Below are 19568 nucleotides of genomic sequence, written 5' to 3'. Positions count from 1 at the left end.
AAAAAGCCGGTAGGCAGATACCGTTAGGTATCAATTTTGCCTACCGACAACTTTTGGTTTTTAGAGTTGCTGTTGGTTCACAACAAAAGGAAATTGGAATAAAAAATTAATAGTGTTATTTTGTAAAAGGGGTGTTTTGATGCAGTATTTTTTGTCTTTCTTGTTAGGTATTCCATTTTCAGTTTTGTTTTTTATTTCTATAACTTATTTGAACGATAATACAGTTGTATTTAGCATCAGCATTGTAATTTGTATAGCTTTAATAAGTATGATTGCTAATCCTATTCTGAAAAGATTGTCCGGGTCTAAAAAATATGAAACTGTGACTTCTTTTATTTTTATTTTAGGATTGGTCATTCCGTTGTTTTTTGGTCTTATTTTTGTTTGATTTTAAGACGAGTGAAACCTCATAAGCGAGTTTTTTCGGGGAATGTATATATCACTTGTACTAATAATATTGGTTATTCTGGCTGGTAAATACAACGTTTTTTGATAACGAATACTCAGTAATGGCTACATTTGCATATTTAGGTTTATTCACAATAGGGACTGCCTTTTTTATAAATGCCAAACAGTTAAAAACCTCAAATGAAGAAGAATCTTAAATTAACGGGCGCGCTAGTCGGTGCGACACGTTCCTGACTCAAATGAGACGTGGCTAACACAATCTAGGTAAAGGTCAGGTAATTTATGATTTAATTGAAGGATATTATCAAGGAGTCGAATGATGAGGTAACGCTCTGAAGGGCTCCCCCTGCGTCGAATAGCACACTGTTTAGTAAGAAATAGTGTGTTATAAGCTCGGCTAATAGGCGTGAGAATTTACCGTAACAGTCCGGCTGACGAAAGCCTACCCGATGGGACGGTGTAAATCATGGCGCTTGGGTTGAATAGATATGGTGAGAATGCAATGTAAATACAATAACATACTGTATTGCTGACGAACTGAAGGTACGGGTCTAGACGCGCATTATATAGAAATGTATTGACTACCATATGTAGGGTTAGCTATGGATGAGTAAGAATCGATTATATGAAAATCCATTCTGTGTTACAGGCACATGCAATGCTAACAGGCTCATAGGGAGCGATAACTTCAAACCCTTACTTATCTGTATAATAGTGTGTCCTTCTGAATAGGGCCATATTGTGGCATATAAAATTTTAAAAGGAGCATTCCTGTAAGGAAAGAATGTGAGGATAAATCGGGGAATATGACAAATGCATAAAAAAAGCCCCCTTGGTACGATAGAGAGTGTCATCGCGATGACCTCGAATTAAGTACCGAAGGGAGACTTCACTTATGGATTTTACACAAAATCAGCGCTTAGCGCAAATGAATGAACGAACATTGATCATCGGCGTCGACGTGGCCAAACACAAACATGTCGCACGGGCCATCGACGATCGGGGGCGCGACCTCACTAAACGGCTGGTCTTCGCCAACACGATGGATGGATTTTCGAATCTCCTAACTTGGGCGAGAGAGCTTTCCGAAGCCCATGACCGCCCGGATCTCATGATCGGGATGGAGCCCACCGGCCATTACTGGCTGAACCTGGCGTATCACTTGAAAGCCCGTGGGATTCACACCGTGGTCGTCAATCCGATGAAGGTGAAACGGTTCAAAGAGATGGACGATGACTCCCCAACGAAGAACGATACGAAGGATGCGAAAGTCATCGCTCAAATCGTCAAAGATGGACGGTTCCATGAACCGACCCTGCCTGAGGATGTGTACGCGGAACTGCGCGAAGGCATGAAGGTCTACGACATCATGCAGGAAGATCTCTCTTCCATCAAAGCACAGATGCAGAATGCCCTGGATCGGTACTTCCCGGAGTTCCTCCAGGTGTTCAAAGACTGGACCGGGAAAGCCGCCCTCCACCTATTGGAGAAAGGCTTCCTCCCGGAAGATGTCCGCCAAGCTTCGGAAGAAGCGTTACGGGCGGAAGTGAAGGCAGCTGCCAAACGGGCGGTTGGTACCAAACGCATCCAGGCGCTGAAACAGGCGGCTGAAACCAGTGTCGGTCTTACCGTCGGTCTGCGCATGGCCCGGGAGGAATTCCGTTATCTGATCGAGCAGTACAAACGAATCGAAGAACGTCTCGTCGCTCTTGAAGCACAACTCGAAGAACTCGTTCTTCACGTCCCTGGTGCCGATCAGATGACGGCCATCAAAGGTGTCAGCGCCCTGACGGTAGCCGGTTTCTTCGCGGAAGTCGGTGACTTGGCCAACTACAGAGATCCACGCCAAATCATTAAATTAGCGGGACTCAACCTGAAGGTGAACCAATCCGGAAAGTTCAAGGGCCAGACGACGATTACGAAACGCGGGAGAAAGCGACTGCGGAGCTTGCTGTTCCAGGTCGCCCGCCCTCTCGCCTTTCACAATGAAGCGTTCCGGAAACTTCATGAACACTATCGTCACCGGTCCACCAATCCCCTTACCGGGAAGCAGTCGTTCGTCGCTCTGAGTCGCAAGCTCGTCAAAATCTTTTATACCTTAGGGACACGGGAGTGTGCCTTCAGTGAAACACGCATGATCCGGGACATCCCCGGCATTTCAGACTTACAGGAAGCTGCTTAAGAAGACAGAACCATTTCGTTGAACCGTTGCATGTTTATTTCGAACAATAGAAGCACGGAGAAGCCGGTCGATATTTTTTCCGTTAGGGCATAGACCCGCTAAAGGAGCATTTCCGGCATCCACCATGGTCAGGTCGAACGAAGGAATTTGCGCGCATTGACGCCGAGAGACGTGGGAGGGTCCACCGCCATGTGTAACGTGGAGATCCAAGGTACGATCATACGATTCATATCCATTTCATGGAAATCATCCATGGATGTCTGGCTGGTGTCCTGCTCAAATTCCAAATATACCCTTTATTTTCAAATGAAGGATTCGATGATTACCATATGCTTCTGGGAATCGAAAGAAAACGGAAGAAAAACGAAGGAATTCTAAGAATACGTTAATATAAAGAGGGAGAAGATATTATGGCGAAAAAAATTCATATTTATGACATTACAATGTCCAATGGAGAGCAGTTTGAAAACATACGAATTGAGGGTTCAATCAGTCGTAATTACTCGGGGATTGCGACTGATTTTATCCCTGTGGAAAATACACAAGGCCAAACAGTTGAACTAGTTAAATATCAAATTCTTAAGGCTGAATTGGTTGATATAGAGGAATAATGAATATAAATTGGTTTTGGATGATTATATTTCTTATGATGATGACAATTATAGGATTCGTGGTATTCGATAGCATAGGTGCTTCATTGGCTTTTGGAATAGCAACAGGCGGTATATTTGGTTTAGTATTTTCCGGCAAAAAGTCAAAGAAAGAGCAGGAATGAGTTTTTTCTGCTCGTAATTTACTTTATACCGAACGGGCGCCTACCTGGAATAAGAATTGGCGTCCTATCTTGTGGAAGTGGGTCGTAAGGTAAAGAAATATATGTAAGGTTGACGATGCGGAAGGAGGATTATTATGTTTGGAAGCAAGAAAAAGAAAGTTAGCCGATTCTATATAAAAGCTGTAGAGAATATACCTAAACTGGGGAAAATGACAATTTTTGTCGACCGTGAAACTGGAGTAAATTATATTCAATCATGGGTTAGTTCAGGTAATGGTATTACACCTTTACTAGATGCAAATGGAGAGGTCATTGTAGATGATTGATTTCCGTGATACGAACGGGCGCCATTCTGGAATAAAGATTCGCGCCCTGTATTGTAGAATCGGAGCCGATAATGGAATGAATTATGTTAAAATTGTATTAACTTAAAAACGAAGAAAAGTTTTTTAAATATTAAACAGGTGTTCTTAATTATGGAGCTATAATAATAGTGTTTAGGAAACCTAAGTAAGTAACAAACGGGCGCCAATCAGGATTAGGCCTGATTTGCGCCTGTTTTTATATTTTTTCCTTGAATCACACGTAACGTGGTGTATTATACAGAGAATACAGCTAATAAAGGATGTAAAGAGAATGTAAAAACGTACTCCATCGGCCAATTATCGAAAAAAACTTGGTATTACAGTCCGGAAATTGGATTACTATGATGAAATAAATTTGCTCAAGCCATCTTCCACAACTGAAGGGGGCCATAGCCTATACGATAAAGATGATGTGCTACGCCTGCAGCAAGTGTTGGCTTTGAAATATATGGGCTTTTCATTGGAGCAAATCAAGGAAAAGCTAGATGGCAACAATCGGTTGAACAGCAGCTGGAAATGGTAGGACGGCAGCAGAAACGGTTACAGGCATTAGAACAGGTCCTGCAAGGGATGCTATACTCCATTCAGTTTGAAGGTGAGATTAAGTGGCCCATCATTTTTGAGATTATACATTTATTCCAACCAACAGCAAATAGTATTACTAAAGTCTGTAGTTTGTCTAATGTTCCCATAAATAAATCTCTTTCTTTTAAAAAAAGGTTGTGAACGATTAACAGACCTTTAATTTTTGTGGAAAATATTTGCTGAAACCAAGTATACTATTAATAGGGGAATGCTAAGGTTTTCTTTTCGATTATGTTTTCAACGTGAAAAGTGCTACAATGTTTAAATGCGAAAAAGTTATTGATCCTCAAACTGTCAAAATGATAAAGAATAAAGAAGGTATATGCATGAAGAATGGCTGGAAAATTTACTCGAAAGATATGAAGAATATAACACGCAATTGGGTTGCAGCTATTTTGATTGGGGGACTTATTATATTGCCATCATTATATGCATGGTTTAACATAAAGGCCTCCTGGGACCCATATGGGCAGACCGATCAAATTCCAATCGGTGTTGTGAATGAAGATGCAGGGGGGCAGGTCAGGGACGAAAAAATCAACGTTGGTAACGACCTTGTCAATACACTTAAAAACAACGATTCAATGGATTGGCATTTTACAAACCGTGAAAAGGCAATGGAAAATCTAAAATATGGCGATTATTTTGCTGTCATTGTCATACCGGAGGATTTCTCCGATAACCTGTCAACGGTAATTACAGATAATCCAAAAAAAAGCAAAACGGAATACTACGTAAATGAAAAAATCAATGCCATATCCCCGAAAATAACAGACAAGGGTGCCAGTACGATTGTGGAGCAGGTCAGTAGCAATTTTATTTCCACAGTAAATGGCGTTATTTTTAATATGTTTGATGAAATTGGTGTAGAGCTGAACGAAAAGCTGCCTGATATCAAAAAGTTTGAGGATTATGTTTTTACGATGGAAAAAAAATTACCGGAAATTCATGATTTGATTTCAAATGGCCTGCAGGATACAAAGGATGCGCAGTCTATCATCAATAAAGCGCAAAACATGCTTCCGGAAGCTGAGCGGACAACCAATGATGGCCTTCAAACGGTTAATGAAACAGCTGACTTAATGTCAAAAGCTGAAGGCCGCTTAAATGAAATGGCACCGAAAATTGAGGAGGATTTGAAAAAAGCGCAAGGCACTGCTGAAGACATCAACAAACTGCTTAAAGATGCCCAGAATGTGAACATTGATTTTAGCAAGGGTAAAGAACTGCAGCAAAGCATTGACAGTTCATTGGGTGATGCAACCAGTCACATCGGTGAAATAGAAGCAAAGTTGAAGCAGCTGAAGGAAATGAATCAGGAGCAACAGGCCGATGGCGGTGAACATGGAAATAAGCAGAATAGTGATGAGGGTTCAAACGGTCAGGAAAACAGCGACCAGAATAATAATCAGAACAACGGCCAGAATAACAGCGCTAATCAGGATCAGGTAATTAAAGATGCCATAGAACGATTGAGCACACTGCGTGGAGCTCTTGAAGAAGCGCAGAAGAATGGTCAAAACATTACAGCATTCATTGAGGACAAAAAGCAGGAAGTCGATTCCGTTATCATCGATTTAGAAGAGTTATCTGGCAATACAGCAAACAGAATAGGAGATTTCCTGACAGATTATAAAGAAAATATTGAGCCAATAGTCAAACAGAAAATCAACAATGCGCAACAGACGTTATCTGATGCAAAAGGGATTTTATCAGAAATCAAGTCAACAATTCCGGAGGTAAAACAAGTCCTGTCAAATACCGAAAATAATATTGGTGAGGGGCAGGAAATGCTGAATACAATTCTTGGCGAATATCCGTACGTGAATAGTAAAGTCAATGAACTTGCTGATAAAATTCGTGACATCCAGGGTGAAACTGACATCAATGAAATTATTGAATTATTACAGAACGATCCTGAAGCAGAACGGAGCTTTTTTGAGGAACCGGTCAAGCTCAGCAAAAATGAACTTTTTCCAATTCCGAACTACGGTTCCGGGATGACCCCATTCTACACTGTCCTGGCTATATGGGTTGGCGGTCTGCTACTGATTTCCCTATTGGCCGCAGACGTTCATGGTGGGGAAGAACTAACGGGCAGGGAGCGTTATATTGGAAAGTTGTTCACGTTCCTTACGATCGGATTACTGCAGACACTCATTGTAACGCTGGGTGACCGGTTTATTGTTGATGCTTACATGGCACATCCTGTCTGGTTTGTGATATTCGGCCTGCTGATCAGTTTGGTGTTTATGCTGATTATCTTCACACTTGTTTCACTTTTTGGCGATGTCGGAAAAGCAATGGTCATTGTCCTGCTTGTTCTGCAAATTGCCGGTGCGGGCGGCACATATCCGGTTGTTTTGCTTCCTGAATTTTTCCAGGCAATCAACCCGTTCCTTCCGTTCACCTATGCCATTGATTTAATGCGTGAAGCAGTCGGGGGCATTATATGGAAATCAGCAATACACGATATGGCTATTCTGGGTTTATTTGGACTCGGTTTTGTGTTATTCGGTGTCCTGTTTAAAAATGTGGTTAATAAACATACCGACAGGCTGATGAAAAAGTCCAAGGAGGCTGGTTTATTCCATTAATGTTTATCAGTATAGAAAAAGCCCGCTATAGTGCGCCGTTCAACAAGCTATGCTATAAGCACTTTGAAACGTGAAATGCAGAGGATTACTTATAGTTAATCCAAACTTTACAACGCAGGATGGGAATGACGGAACCATCCCGTCAATACTCCTGCATGCGTCATGACTGGCAGGTCATGGGGTTTTAAGAACAGGTAGATTCGGCAGAACAAAGGCTGAAGCCATTCCTTTTGGAAAAGGTATGCCGTACGGCTGAAAAACTGGATAAGGTGAGAATGTTCGGAACTGGCGAATTTCCGAATGTACGGGTCTAAAGATTAAACATAGGGAAACCTATGAGTCATCCAACGATGGTGTGAGTGGTGTAGAGTAAAATTCGCCCTTTGAAATACACTATACCGGACAACGGCGGCATCCATCAAAGGCTTATAGTAAGCGCCTACGTCCAGAATAGATAGTTACGTTGTAAGGGACTTGGAAAGCAAGGAACGTTGGAACAAGGACTGTCATCCGAAACGGTTGCTATAAGGCTTATGCCAAAAAGCACTTATCCTTGTGGAAGAAGCCATTCAAATTGGAATGGAAGCTACTTCGGTAACCCAATACTAAGCAGCTTTTGTTTTATTCATCTTACGTGAATAATTACGTCTTTGTATCATTCAATTATCCAGTTTCATTTTGAACATTATAGTTCCAGAAACTGGCCCCGATTGCAGAATAACAGTAATGAAGTTTATTACCAAAAATTCCAACGTGATACTTGAGTGGATATAAAAAGAAAGAACAATTTTTTCAAAAGCCGCATTTTATCAACGGAAGAATGCGGCTTCATGATGTCTAAAAGTAAACGACTTTATTTTCACTTAACAGTTTAAGCATTTTATTGATAGAAATCACTCTTTTCTTTTGTTGTCTAAGCTTGTAATTGGCGCATTACTTTTTCAACAGATACATCAATGGGATAGAAGCCTTTGGCGTTCCATAATGTAAGACCATGGTTAAGGGATTGATAGTATATAGCCAGTTCCATTGGATCCCCTTCTATAAAAAGGCCGTCCCGTTGTCCCCTGGTAATAATACGACTAATACCCTCCATTGCCGTGGTATATTTTTGAATCATTGCTTTCTTTTGTTTATCAGGAAGGGACTCCGATTGAAATGCTTGGATAATAAGTATATGACGATCAAGTTCTTGCTCTAAAGAAGCTGAATACGTTTTTTTAGTGAGCCAAACGATTTGCTCCCAAGGTGTTCCTTTTTGGGATTCAGCTGTCTCCACTGTTTCAATAAATAAATCTAATACATTCATAATTATGGACACATAAATGTCCTTTTTTGAATCAAAATAATGGTAAAACAAACCATGACTCAAATCCGCAGTTGATGTAATATCACTAATTTTGGATGCGGCAAAGCCCTTTCTTGCAAAAACTTTTAAAGCAGCATTACTGATTTCCTCGTAGCGTTTATTACGTATATCTTTAAATTGTTCATCGCTTTTTGGTGCCATATTTTTCAGTCCTCACTATTTTTTTGATTGACTAACAAGTCAATTAAGTATATTATTTTAGACGAAATAGTTAAGTGTTGTCAATGTAATGCATTAATTTGAAACGGAGTACAATCAAATAATTAGTATCGGTTACTTTCTGGAGGGAATGGTAATGTTAAGGGTTAATTTTTGTGTATTGACAAGGAGACATAATATTGAATCATGGGATATTATCAGCAAGAACTTTTTGCTGTATAGTTTCGAATATCTTATCACTATCAAAGTCTGCACCTCTGTTGCATAGATCAGGAAGTAGATAAATGTTATTAAATATTTTAACTTTAAAATAAAATGGAGGGATGAAACATGAGATTGAAGGATAAAGTCGTTGTCATCACCGGTGGTGCTGGAGGGATTGGTAGCGGAATGGCACGTGCAGTGGCGAAGGAGGGAGCCAAAGTTGCTATAGTAGACGTCAATGATCAAAATGGCGTAAAAGTTGAAGTCGAACTAAAAGAGATTTCTGATGCGGTTTTTATGAATATGGATATATCAAATCCCGATAATGCAAGGGTTATTAAAGAAAAGGTCCTTGAGACTTTTGGAAGAATTGATGTGCTCATTAATAATGCCCATGTTTCAAAACAAGCATCCTTTGCCGAAACAACACAGGACATGCTTGATCTGTCTTTTAACACAGGCTTTTACCCAACTTTTTATTTAATGAAAGCTTGTTTTGATGAATTAAAAAAGACAAAGGGTTCCGTGATCAATTTCGCCTCGGGTGCTGGATTGGAAGGGCAAATAAACCAGACCTCCTATGCCGCTGCAAAAGAAGCAATCAGAGGAATCTCAAGAACAGCTGCCAATGAATGGGGAAAAGATGGCATTAACGTCAATTTGATCTCTCCAATTGCTTTAACTGAAGGTGTGAAAGGATGGCGCCAAAACTTTCCGAATCAATATGAGGAAATGGTCGATAAAATCCCATTGGGTCGTTTGGGTGATCCCGAAGAGGATATTGGTCGAGTCGCTGTATTTTTGGCAAGTGATGACAGCAAATACATGACGGGGCAAACGCTTATGGTCGATGGAGGTTCCATTAAATTACGTTAAGGGGCTATTCCTGTATGAAGAAAAATAAGAATTAATACAAAAAACCCCTTGGTGTAGAGAGAGAGCTGAACAAACAGTAAGGGAAAACAAATAGAATTTAAACAAAAAAGAGGGTTGTTATAATGTCAAAATTAATGGAAGGTAAGATTGGTATCGTTACGGCTGCAGGTTCGGGGATTGGACGGGCCAGCGCAGTAGCATTTGCTGAGGAGGGTGCAAAAGTTGTTGTTTCAGATGTTTCCGAAGAGACTGGTGAAGAAACCGTGCGCCTGATTAACGAAGCTGGGGGTGAGGCTATATTTATTAAATGTAATGTCGCTAATGAAACAGAAGTCGAAAACCTCATTGATACGGGTTTGTCAAATAAAGTGTGTAAATTATAATTCACGCCAGATATTTTAAAACCCTATCCTTAAGACTCTCGTGTACGAGGAGCTGATTCATTACCATTGCCCAGTTTTGTATATGGCCACCATCCCATTTGGTTTCCAGCTCTTTGATTCGCAAATATAATACTTTTAAAAGGGCATTTTCGTTTGGAAATGCTCCTTTTTTGGTCACTTTTCTAAAGCTGGAATGGATGCTTTCTACCGCGTTGGTCGTGTACATCACCTTACGAATGGCACTGCCGTAGTCATAAAGCTGCTCAACGTGATGAAAGTTTCTTATCCAAACATCAATTGCTCCTGGATAGGCAGCCCATTGTTGTTTGAAGGATTCGAATGCACTATGACAAGCCTTAAGGCTTGGTGCCGCATATACTTTTCTTAATGCTTTGGTGAATGCTTTATAATCCTTGCTCGGAATATATTTAACAGAATTACGAATTAAGTGAACCATACAACGTTGTACGATGACATTAGGGAAGATAGACCGTGCACCATCCTCTAAACCGCTCACACCATCCATCGAGATAAAGAAAATGTCTTCAACGCCTCTCGCTTTGATTTCATCAAAGATTTGCATCCATTTATGTTTACTTTCTGTCTCATTTAACCATAATCCCAGAATGTCCTTTGTGCCTTCCATTGTGTAGCCAAGAATCGTATAAACGGCATATTTCTTTGTCTCATACTGGTTTCGAATCGTTGTATACATGCAGTCCACAAACACAAAGGCATAACAGTTACTCAGCGGTCTTGTCTGCCATTCCTCGAGTTCAGGGAGGACACTATCCGTAATATCAGAGATCATATCGTGGGAAACCGAAAATCCATAGATGTCCTCAACAGTTGAAGAAATATCGCGTTGTGACATCCCTCGTGCGTACATGGATATTACCTTGTTCTCAATCGCAGAAACGTCTTTTTGACGCTTTGGTATGAGTTTTGGATCAAAGGATCCATCACGATCTCGAGGCACCTGAATAGCGACTTCACCTGAACTGGTCTTTACTGTTTTATCGCCGTATCCATTCCTTCTGTTTTCTGTTTCCTTTTCGGCTTTATTATTGGATTCATAACCTAGGTGATGGTTCATTTCGCCTTTTAACATCGATTCAAACATTGGCCCAAATATATCCTTCAGTGCATTTTGCATATCTTCTACAGTCTCTGGTTGGTAGTTTTCTAGTATTTGGTTCGCAAGCTCAACAGATTTTGTATCACGCTTCGACTTCGCCAATAGAACAACCTCCCACTCATTTGTTTTTATTCTACCAATAAAAAACTAAACTGCGAAGTAAGAGCCGTACGCACTCTCACTTACACAGTTTAGTTTACACTCCCATTGATACAGCAGTGAAAACGTATGGAAGACTTGACTGGGCTCATAACAACGCCGGGATTGGTGCGCCGACTGCTCCTGTTACGGAAACAAAAACAGAAGACTGGAATCGGGCTATGGGGGTCAATCTTGATGGGATGTTTTATTGTCTGAAACATGAAATTCGCGCAATGACCAAGTCGGGAAAAGGAGCCATTGTGAACACAGCATCTACCGGTGGATTGGCTGGAACACCAGGTCTTGCCGCGTATACATCATCAAAATGGGGCGTGAACGGGCTGACGAAAACGGTTGCTCTTGAATCTGGTAAGAAAGGCATTCGAGTGAACTCTATTTGCCCAGGAATGACACGGACAGCGAGTGTTGAACATTGGTCAGAAGAGGCCTCAGAACAGGCGAAAGCATATGAACAGTCCATTCCCATTGGACGAATGGGAACACCAGAAGACCAAGCCAATGCAGCAGTTTGGTTGTGTTCTGATAAGGCATCGTATATTACAGGTGTGAATTTACCAGTGGATGGTGGAGAAACTGCTCAATAACAATCAGCTAGATTAGACAGACAATTAGAATAGGCAAAACAGTTTTTTCTGAACTAACTGGAGGGGATCAATATTTAGCAATACTATTTCAAGCAATTTAGCGTCCTAACCAATAAGAAGGGCGCCTTTTTAAATGCCAAATGGTTTGTACGAAAGGTTCTTATTTTGGGTTGCATGATTACAAGTGTACAATAGTGATAATAGCTTATAATCATTAGAAGGAGAGGCGCATGGATGGGACGACTTGAAAATAAAGTAGCGCTTATTACTGGAAGTGGCAGCGGCATTGGGAAAGAAATTGCCTCCGCATATGCAAAAGAGGGGGCAAAAGTTGTTATTGCAGACTTCGCTGAGGAGGCAATGAATAATACTGTATCGGAACTGACAGATGCTGGCCATGAAGCTATCGGTGTGAAAGTGAATGTTGCTGTGAACGCTGAAGTTGAGCATATGATAGATGAAGCGATTGAAAAGTTTGGACGGGTGGATATTCTAATAAACAATGCTGGAGTCGGTGATAATATGCAAGCGGCTGCCAATGTTCAAGATGATACATGGGATCGGGTTATGAGCATCAACTTGAATGGTGTTATGTATACTATGCGAAAAATAATTCCTCACTTTCAGGATAATGGCGGAGGAACAATTATTAATATGGCATCAATTACTGGTCTGACTGGAGGCCGTGGCGGACTAGCATATACAGCAGTTAAACATGCCGTGGTCGGAATGACAAAAAACGTAGCATCACATTATGGATCACAGAATATTCGTTGTAACGCTATTGCACCAGCACAAGTGCAAACTGGTTTTGCTACATCGATGGATAATATTGATTCATTTGGCATGGAGGCTGCCACACGTGGAACAAACTTAATACCCAGGGCTGGAACAGTGGCTGACATTGCTAATATTGCCCTATTTTTTGCAACCGAAGATTCCGCATATGTCAACGGTGTCACATTGGCTGCCGATGCCGGATGGAGTGCTTATTAAGGAGAACAGTTTTATAACTGATGAGGGAGCCGCCTTTTCGAACGGTATTCTCATCAGTATCTTTGCCTTTGTTGGACGGTGAGCCTGACCAAAACTGAAACTGAATAATAGTTTTAAGCAATAGGGCGCGCTTATGGAATGAAAGGCAGCATTTAAATTGCGACTGTAGGGTCATTTAATGAAATAACTTTTTTAAATTGAAGTCACGTTTCTTGCCAATATATTAATTCAGAATATTTATTTAAAAATGAAACCAGTTTAGGTACCAATCCGTATTTTATTATTAGGGGTGTTCGGAATGAAACCATTTTATCGACTTATTATTCCTTTTTTGATACTTGGAGCTTTTTTATTTATTGTAGGTTGCTCATCAAACAATGATAACTTAAGTACTTTAGAAACTGTTTTAGAAAATACTTTTACGGGACCTGACCAAAAACTAAATAAACTGTTAGATGACCCAGATAATCTCACTGCTGTTGGAGCCAATGCCGAAACAAAAAACTCAGAAACGCCAACTGAACTGGACTTGTATTTAGAGGAAATGTACCAACCTCATTTCACTGAAGATATGTACAGTGAATATGTCGGAGAATATGCTTTTAGTTACCAAGCAAAGCAGGGGGATAAATTGAAGATATTAAAGCTTATTTTATCTATAGCTGGTGCTGGGTTTGCACTCTTTATATTAACAACTAAAAGTTTTGAATTTATGCCTTATATGTTATTGGTGTTAGGTGTATCTTCTTTATTTACTGGCGTAAGTGAACTTCAAAAAGATAAAAAGGCATTTTGGGGTTATATGAATATTATTGTTTCTTTGTTTGTCTTTTTTGTTTCTATACAGGGATTCTTGCTAAATTAACGGGCGCCATTCCGGAATAAGACTTGGTGCCCGTGTGCCAAGGCCTGCTCTGTGAAAAAGGGGATTATAAGTAATTTATGGAATTTAATCTATATCACGTACACATTCTCAAAAACTTGATTAAATTTTGTAAAAAAATAGGTGTTGCCTTAATATCTTCTATTATCCTTAGTTTTATATTGCCTTTTGTATCCGCCTCTGACACCAATGAACCACTTCTAGGTATAGTAATGATAGGTTTATTTAATATACTGCCTGCATATTTAATTTTTGGCATACCAAGTTCATTTCTAATCAATAGGATAGTTCAAAGACTATCCGTGATTTCAAAGCTTAAGCGATACTTTCTAAATTTATTCCTCTATGGGTTTTTTGGGTTTCTGATAGTATTTATACCAGCCATATTATCCAAAGAAGTGATGTTAGATTTTGAGTTTTTTTCTTTAATGGGTGTGATTGCAGCTTTAATTTTTTATCATATATCACTTATATTTGAAAAATCCTATCTTCATTAAACAGGCGCGGTTATCTAATAGGGAGTGGTTCTTTTGTGTGAGGGTGGCTTGTAATGCAAAAAGGTTATTTTTTGGGAATAATATCCGTTTTAATCCCTTTTGTATTACTGATATTGATTATAAATTTTTTCGCAGGTTGGGTTTCAATAGATAAAAATCAAGGTTTACCAATCATAATGCCAATCATTCTTTGTCCCATCGGGGTTGTCTTGGGTTTGGTCTCTTTTAGGGTTAAGAAAGATAGATTATCGTTAACTGGAATTGTATTAAACATAATTCTGTTTCTATTTCCAATACTGTACCACTTCATTGGTACGTTAGTTTTCGGAGTGTAAAGTACTTCACAAACGGAGCGCTTTTCCCTAATAAAATGAACGCCAATATCGCATATAAAAATAATTTTAAAGAATGAATATCAAGGGGTATCCTCATTTTTTACTCTTTTTTCTTGTGAAAAGTAGTATTTGAGAGACAATGGCAAGTACGGGTAATTCAATCAAAGGTCCAATAACTAAAGCTAAAGCAATGAGAGGCTGATCAGGGAATGCTGTCACAGCTATAGCTAAAGAAACTGGTGAATTCCTAGCAATAATCGTCATACTTAAGCTAACCGAATCTTCATAGGAAAATTTTAAGAACCTTCCAACCAACCGTCCTACTACATAGTTAATAACAAAAAACATCAAAATTGGTATAATTAAAATGTAAATGACTTCCAGGTTTTCAAGTAAGTAAGAACCTTGGGAAGCAAACATTGCCATAATGGCCAATGATAAAAAGAAAATCTGAGCATTGGCGAAAAAGGGGATAATCTTGTTATTTAAAACAGACGTTCTTCTTCTTAATAAGAAACGCGTAAGATGAGCAAGTGCAAAAGGAATAACCAATACAATCAATATACTCTCTATAAGCGTCGATATGGGTATTGTTTCAATGGTTCCAGCAAATAGTAGCAAATATACCGGCAAAAGTACGACTTGTAGAATTAGATTAATCGGTAAAACCGATGTTGAAAGAGGTATATTTCCTTTTGCTATGCCAGTAAACGCGAGATACCAATCTGTACAAGGTGTCACCATAAGCATGATAAACCCAATCCATAAAGCTGGATAATCAGATAAGAAAACGGCTCCTAACCCCCAAGCTAATAGAGGTGTCCATATAAAATTAATGATAATGCTGGAACCAAGGAATTTAATATTTAAAAAAGTCCTCTTTAATTGCTGCAATGGTATTTTTATAAACAACCCATATAACATCAAAAATAGAGACGGGGTAACGAAAGTCTCCGCATATTGTTCAATTGTATCTGCTTGTCCTAACAAAAGACCTAGACCAACAGCAAATAGTATGATAAAGGTTTGTAGTTTGTCTAATGTTCCCATAAATAAATCTCTTTTCTTAAAAAGCTAGGGTGTGTACGATTAATTTTCGTACATATAATTATAGTACAGTGCATTATATTATTGCCTTTATTTCCAATTGAAATTGTTGTTTAGTGGCAACAAAGTTGTTACACGATACGATTGTGCCATATTTTTGAATAAACAACATTGATATTATTTTAAAGTAAACACAGTGATGGAGCCACTCTAAAGAACAGAGTGGTTTATTTTTTATATCTTTTCCATAGTTACTTAGTGGCTAAATATTGACAGAAAAGAATGATAAATTTAAAATATGAATTATATTCATAAATGAATATAATTCAGTATTGAATAAAATTCCATGGCTATTTCGTTTTATAAAAAAGCAGAGAAGGGATCAATAATGAATGATGAAAAGCAACAAGGGACGGTTTTTGAAACAAAACAATGGATGATGTTAATTGTTTTGACAATGAGTTCGTTTGTAGTGGTTTTGGACTTTACCTCCATGTTCATTCCGTTGCCAACAATTATGGGTGACTTGGGAGGCTATCTTGATGAGGCTACATGGGTGATTGCGGCCTTTATCCTAACTTTTGCTATCTTCTTACATCCAAGTGCTGCACTGGCTAATATCTATGGGGAGCGAAAAATTTTCCTGTCTGGCGTAACAGTCTTTACCATTTTTTCGATTGCGTGTGCTCTCGCTTCATCAATGGCGTTTTTGATTGGTGCTCGGGTCGTGTTGGGTATCGGTGCTGCCATGATAGAAGCAAGTGTCTTTGCGTTGATTAAGTTCTCCTTTTCAGGTGAAAAACAAAAGTTAGCTTTTAAAGTACAAGGTTTTGCCTTTATTCTAGGGGCACTGTTGGGAACGCCGCTAAGCGGGGCTATAACAACAGTTCTGTCCTGGGAATACATCTTTTGGCTGAACGTCCTAGTAGGGATAGTTGTTATTTTGATTACGCCTGTTGTCATTACCAAATCAACCCCTGTTTATGATCAACAAATGCCAAATATAGCTGGTTTGTTTTTTAGTGGTATTGGACTTTTTTTATTGTTTTTCTCAATCGTTGAAGGCTCACAGTTCGGGTGGCTTTCACCGGTGATTTTAGCCTCTTTTGGAGGGTCCATCGTCCTGTTATTCTTTTTTGTGGTTTTTGAATTGCGTGCACAGCAACCATTGGTTAACCTAAGACTATTCAACAATAGATCTTTTGCTTTGGGTAACTTCCTACGTTGGGCCAGTGAATTCGCAAGTATGGGAATTTATTTTGCTATTTCCGATTTTTTGCAGACTCAAATTGGTTATTCTGCATTGATTACCGGATTGCTATTGTTGACTGTTATTGTCGGTGGAATGATCACGGCACCTGTTACTGAACACCTTACTAAACGTTTGGATGCACGATGGTTGGTGGTTCCTGGTTTCTTATGCGTGGCTATTGGAATATTTTGGTTGGCACATGTCTCTGCCGAAACGGCATGGGTGTTTTTCCTTGCTCCGTTAGCAATTGCTGGAGCGGGGTTCGTTGCCCAGGAAGATTTGAGTGTCAAGATCCGGGACAGAGATATTTTACCTGAGCAGTCGGATGCAGCTTGGCGTATTTCCTATTCGATATTTCTTCTTGGAGTTGGATTGGGCATATCTGTCGTTTCGGCTATCTGGCAAAGTCAGCTCAAGGCTAATATAAACGAGGCGGAAGCGATTAATGAAGCGCTTCTTAGTTGCGTTGTGGTGTCAACTCTGGGAGCTATCATCGCTTTGTTTATAACCGCAAAACGAAAAGAAACTTCTAATGTTTATAAGTAAATGAAAACGATACTTTGATGCTATATCAGAATTACTTTATACGAAGAAAGGAAGTGGAATCAAGAATGAGTGGCCTTAGAGAGCGAAAGAAAGAAAAAACACAAGAAGCAATTTTGGAATCAGGCAAACGTCTATTTGTTACCAAAGGATATGAAAAAACATCCATGAAGGACATTGCATATGACAGTGATATCGGGGTAGGCACCCTTTATAATTACTACGAATCGAAATCAAAATTACTGCAGGAAATATTCCGTGAAAATTTGCCTAATTTATCATCACAGGCTGCAGAGATTCGACAGGATAATTCTCTGAGTCTTCAAGAAAAAATTCATGACATCATTTCACTATCAATGACAGTGTTTCATCAATTCCCGCGTTCATTTTATAGAGGGTTGTTTTCAGTTATGGCTAATGGGACCGAAAGCTCTGTAGACGTGTCTGACAAAATGCTCGATATTGATGAACAGTTCATGTCCTTAATGGCGGAAGTGCTAGAACAGGAAAAAGAAACTGGCCATTTATCTGATTCCTATCCAGTCGATAGATTAGTCACTCTGATATACAGTGTCTTGGCGGCCCAAATCATGATGTACTTGCTGGATGATCGGGTTTCACAGGAACACGTATTATCGGAGATTATGAATCAAATTAATTTTTTGCTGGAGTTGCCGAGATCATAAGCAAAAGTCTCGATAGATTAGTCCGTATTATCTAAGTGCCAAGACTATCTGGTTCAATCTTCCGTTACGGACGCCATTCCGGAATAAGAAATGCGCCCGCTACTGCTTTCTAGAGCCAGATTTTGGAGTTCCGTTATGATAAATAATAAGAATTGATAAATAACTGGGGTGAGAAAATGAGCATATGGGTTAGTTTAGCTTTTTTTCTTGTCTCTATGTTTATTATAACGCGAAAAAACAGTTTACAAATAAAAAATAAGAGATTGTTTATAAAAAAGGAATAAATTTGTAATTTTGTACATCCTTTATAAGGAGGGAGGGTACATATGAAAAAAGTAATTTCTTTCATTTCGTTAATTATAGTTTTAGCTATTGGTTCGGTGTTAGCTTTTACATCATTAGAGGGTACTCAAAAGGTACAGGGCATTACAGAAGGTACTCAAGAGGTAAATGACACTATTTTTTCCAGCAAACACATTGATGATGCTGGCGTAAGAATGACCGTTAAGTCGGGAAAGGGCCAAGTACTTGACCAAACCTTCTACGATAAAGAACATGACATAAAGGTGCATTTTAAAAGGATTTTGACCGATGATAAAGAAACAAAGCTTCTGGTGACCTATCATAGTGAAGAGGTAAATTTAAAGAATTATTATATTGACCTTTGGGAAGGTGTTAGCAAGGTTAATTTGATTGTCGGCGATGAAAAGACATCATTAAAAAATGTGGGCTGGGGGAGCCGGTATTACAGTAAAAAAGAGAACAAAGTATATGAGGCCTTATCTTTTGAATCAATAAAAGAATATGAGGGACAAAGCATTCGTTTAGAGCTTGAAAATTTGACTATCTGGAAAAATAATGGAGATGGCAATGTGCAGACAACGTGGCCGCTAGAATTCAAGCTTAAACCATCTGCCACCTTTGATAGAGAAACAGTCGAAGTCAATAAAGAATTCACTTTTAAAGATGAAACATACAACATTAAGCAGGTTGAGTTTTCTGCCTTGGAAACAAGAGTCGTCGTTACTGGGCCCAATATTCAAATCTATACGGATGAAAGTGGAAGACAATATGAAAAGAGAAGTAAACTAGAAGAACAATTCCTTAATCCTAGAGAACCAGGTGAGGAATATGGATACAAAGCTAATAAGAAGAAAACGGGTGTCTTTTTAAGGTCAGCTGGAAAGAAGGTTGTGCCGATTTATAGCAAGGAAGAGGTACATGACGAGGATAACTATGTAATGGTTTTTGCTCCAGTGATGGATCGCCAAAATGTGCTTCTTGAGGTTGGTAAGGATATCGAAATTCCATTAACCAAGTAGGACGGAGGAATTAAGAGCCTTTTTAGCACAGATCTTAGGTATATTCACTAAAACAGTCATCATTTAAGACAACAAGGCTATTACCGGAATTTTTACGGTAATAGCCTTTTCTTTTGTCAGCCATAAAATGACCTCCGTCACATAAAAAAGCATAAATTCAGTGACTCCAGGCAGTGTGCATCATACAGCAGTCCAGTGTACACTAAAAATACAGGAGGCG

General features: G+C 39.3%; 19 protein-coding genes. 15 read left to right on the top strand and 4 right to left on the bottom strand.

All coding sequences use genetic code 11. From position 1 onward, the window contains the following. Positions 1-1303: 1303 nt before the first annotated feature. The 7 genes from AOX59_RS13485 (at position 1304) to AOX59_RS13460 (ending at position 6912) form a co-directional block, all read left to right on the top strand. Entirely contained in the window at positions 1304-2590 is a 1287-nt protein-coding gene (locus AOX59_RS13485) for an IS110 family RNA-guided transposase (RefSeq protein WP_068446308.1), read from the top strand. A gap of 189 nt (positions 2591-2779) precedes the next feature. Further along, complete coding sequence (locus tag AOX59_RS13480; RefSeq protein WP_068446306.1) at positions 2780-2968, top strand: hypothetical protein; 189 nt, start codon at positions 2780-2782, stop codon at positions 2966-2968. A 32-nt stretch (positions 2969-3000) separates the two neighbouring features. Beyond that, positions 3001-3201, top strand: a complete 201-nt coding sequence (locus AOX59_RS13475) for a hypothetical protein (protein WP_068446304.1) — start codon at positions 3001-3003, stop codon at positions 3199-3201. Beyond that, on the top strand, positions 3201-3365 hold the full coding sequence (locus tag AOX59_RS19745; protein WP_156418652.1) for a hypothetical protein: 165 nt from the start codon (positions 3201-3203) through the stop codon (positions 3363-3365). Before AOX59_RS13475 ends, AOX59_RS19745 begins: the two co-directional genes overlap by 1 nt. Before the next feature lie 134 nt (positions 3366-3499). Further along, a complete protein-coding gene (locus AOX59_RS13470) occupies positions 3500-3691 on the top strand; it encodes a DUF6440 family protein (protein ID WP_068446301.1) in 192 nt (63 codons plus the stop codon). Positions 3692-4061: 370 nt separating this feature from the next. Beyond that, complete coding sequence (locus AOX59_RS20325; RefSeq protein WP_237049268.1) at positions 4062-4253, top strand: MerR family transcriptional regulator; 192 nt, start codon at positions 4062-4064, stop codon at positions 4251-4253. A gap of 388 nt (positions 4254-4641) precedes the next feature. Then, the gene (locus AOX59_RS13460) at positions 4642-6912 is read left to right on the top strand and encodes a YhgE/Pip domain-containing protein (RefSeq protein ID WP_068446298.1); all 2271 of its coding nucleotides are present in this window, start codon (positions 4642-4644) and stop codon (positions 6910-6912) included. A 913-nt stretch (positions 6913-7825) separates the two neighbouring features. Here the strand turns inward: AOX59_RS13460 and AOX59_RS13455 are convergent. Further along, positions 7826-8422 carry a TetR/AcrR family transcriptional regulator gene (locus AOX59_RS13455; RefSeq protein ID WP_068446295.1) on the bottom strand — a complete coding sequence of 199 codons (597 nt, stop codon included), beginning with the start codon at positions 8420-8422 and terminating at the stop codon, positions 7826-7828. A 348-nt stretch (positions 8423-8770) separates the two neighbouring features. Between AOX59_RS13455 and AOX59_RS13450 the strand changes: the two genes are divergently transcribed. Beyond that, positions 8771-9520: an SDR family NAD(P)-dependent oxidoreductase gene (locus AOX59_RS13450; protein WP_068446294.1), complete on the top strand. Its 750-nt coding sequence runs from the start codon at positions 8771-8773 to the stop codon at positions 9518-9520. Positions 9521-9642: 122 nt separating this feature from the next. Next, positions 9643-9903 carry an SDR family NAD(P)-dependent oxidoreductase gene (locus AOX59_RS13445; RefSeq protein ID WP_068446292.1) on the top strand — a complete coding sequence of 87 codons (261 nt, stop codon included), beginning with the start codon at positions 9643-9645 and terminating at the stop codon, positions 9901-9903. Between the two features lies 1 nt (position 9904). Here AOX59_RS13445 and AOX59_RS13440 read toward each other — a convergent pair whose 3' ends face one another. Further along, positions 9905-11143, bottom strand: coding sequence for an IS256 family transposase (locus AOX59_RS13440; RefSeq protein ID WP_068446290.1), 1239 nt, complete (start codon positions 11141-11143; stop codon positions 9905-9907). Positions 11144-11259: 116 nt separating this feature from the next. Between AOX59_RS13440 and AOX59_RS13435 the strand changes: the two genes are divergently transcribed. The 3 genes from AOX59_RS13435 (at position 11260) to AOX59_RS20320 (ending at position 13648) form a co-directional block, all read left to right on the top strand. Next, positions 11260-11787 carry an SDR family NAD(P)-dependent oxidoreductase gene (locus AOX59_RS13435; RefSeq protein ID WP_237049267.1) on the top strand — a complete coding sequence of 176 codons (528 nt, stop codon included), beginning with the start codon at positions 11260-11262 and terminating at the stop codon, positions 11785-11787. 234 nt (positions 11788-12021) lie between these two features. Next, positions 12022-12783, top strand: coding sequence for a glucose 1-dehydrogenase (locus AOX59_RS13430; RefSeq protein WP_068446288.1), 762 nt, complete (start codon positions 12022-12024; stop codon positions 12781-12783). Positions 12784-13081: 298 nt separating this feature from the next. Further along, positions 13082-13648 carry a DUF3953 domain-containing protein gene (locus tag AOX59_RS20320; protein WP_237049266.1) on the top strand — a complete coding sequence of 189 codons (567 nt, stop codon included), beginning with the start codon at positions 13082-13084 and terminating at the stop codon, positions 13646-13648. A 94-nt stretch (positions 13649-13742) separates the two neighbouring features. Here AOX59_RS20320 and AOX59_RS19740 read toward each other — a convergent pair whose 3' ends face one another. Together AOX59_RS19740 and AOX59_RS13410 are read right to left on the bottom strand one after the other, a co-directional pair. After that, positions 13743-13946 carry a hypothetical protein gene (locus AOX59_RS19740; RefSeq protein WP_156418702.1) on the bottom strand — a complete coding sequence of 68 codons (204 nt, stop codon included), beginning with the start codon at positions 13944-13946 and terminating at the stop codon, positions 13743-13745. Between the two features lie 645 nt (positions 13947-14591). Beyond that, positions 14592-15548, bottom strand: a complete 957-nt coding sequence (locus AOX59_RS13410) for an arsenic resistance protein (protein WP_068446282.1) — start codon at positions 15546-15548, stop codon at positions 14592-14594. Between the two features lie 385 nt (positions 15549-15933). On the opposite strand from AOX59_RS13410, the gene AOX59_RS13405 reads away from it, so the two are divergent. From AOX59_RS13405 to AOX59_RS13395, 3 genes are all read left to right on the top strand, one after another. Then, positions 15934-17343, top strand: coding sequence for an MFS transporter (locus tag AOX59_RS13405; protein WP_068446280.1), 1410 nt, complete (start codon positions 15934-15936; stop codon positions 17341-17343). Between the two features lie 65 nt (positions 17344-17408). Beyond that, a complete protein-coding gene (locus AOX59_RS13400; protein WP_068446278.1) occupies positions 17409-18026 on the top strand; it encodes a TetR/AcrR family transcriptional regulator in 618 nt (205 codons plus the stop codon). A gap of 326 nt (positions 18027-18352) precedes the next feature. Then, a complete protein-coding gene (locus tag AOX59_RS13395; RefSeq protein ID WP_068446276.1) occupies positions 18353-19348 on the top strand; it encodes a DUF4179 domain-containing protein in 996 nt (331 codons plus the stop codon). Positions 19349-19568: the final 220 nt, after the last annotated feature.

It is taken from the genome of Lentibacillus amyloliquefaciens, assembly GCF_001307805.1.
Taxonomy (GTDB): Bacteria; Bacillota; Bacilli; order Bacillales; family Amphibacillaceae; genus Lentibacillus; species Lentibacillus amyloliquefaciens.
The sequence above is the reverse complement of the archived record's forward strand: the minus strand, read 5'-3'. Positions and strand labels throughout refer to the sequence as shown.

Bases quoted from the DNA above. Each gene is read 5' to 3' on its own strand.
- AOX59_RS13405 (WP_068446280.1), top strand. From the start codon at position 15,934: ATGAATGATGAAAAGCAACAAGGGACGGTTTTTGAAACAAAACAATGG.
- AOX59_RS13430 (WP_068446288.1), top strand. From the start codon at position 12,022: ATGGGACGACTTGAAAATAAAGTAGCGCTTATTACTGGAAGTGGCAGC.
- AOX59_RS13475 (WP_068446304.1), top strand. From the start codon at position 3,001: ATGGCGAAAAAAATTCATATTTATGACATTACAATGTCCAATGGAGAG.
- AOX59_RS13485 (WP_068446308.1), top strand. From the start codon at position 1,304: ATGGATTTTACACAAAATCAGCGCTTAGCGCAAATGAATGAACGAACA.
- AOX59_RS13410 (WP_068446282.1), bottom strand. From the start codon at position 15,548: ATGGGAACATTAGACAAACTACAAACCTTTATCATACTATTTGCTGTT.
- AOX59_RS13400 (WP_068446278.1), top strand. From the start codon at position 17,409: ATGAGTGGCCTTAGAGAGCGAAAGAAAGAAAAAACACAAGAAGCAATT.
- AOX59_RS13455 (WP_068446295.1), bottom strand. From the start codon at position 8,422: ATGGCACCAAAAAGCGATGAACAATTTAAAGATATACGTAATAAACGC.
- AOX59_RS20320 (WP_237049266.1), top strand. From the start codon at position 13,082: ATGAAACCATTTTATCGACTTATTATTCCTTTTTTGATACTTGGAGCT.
- AOX59_RS19745 (WP_156418652.1), top strand. From the start codon at position 3,201: ATGAATATAAATTGGTTTTGGATGATTATATTTCTTATGATGATGACA.
- AOX59_RS13395 (WP_068446276.1), top strand. From the start codon at position 18,353: ATGAAAAAAGTAATTTCTTTCATTTCGTTAATTATAGTTTTAGCTATT.
- AOX59_RS13460 (WP_068446298.1), top strand. From the start codon at position 4,642: ATGAAGAATGGCTGGAAAATTTACTCGAAAGATATGAAGAATATAACA.
- AOX59_RS13480 (WP_068446306.1), top strand. From the start codon at position 2,780: ATGTGTAACGTGGAGATCCAAGGTACGATCATACGATTCATATCCATT.
- AOX59_RS13450 (WP_068446294.1), top strand. From the start codon at position 8,771: ATGAGATTGAAGGATAAAGTCGTTGTCATCACCGGTGGTGCTGGAGGG.
- AOX59_RS13470 (WP_068446301.1), top strand. From the start codon at position 3,500: ATGTTTGGAAGCAAGAAAAAGAAAGTTAGCCGATTCTATATAAAAGCT.
- AOX59_RS13445 (WP_068446292.1), top strand. From the start codon at position 9,643: ATGTCAAAATTAATGGAAGGTAAGATTGGTATCGTTACGGCTGCAGGT.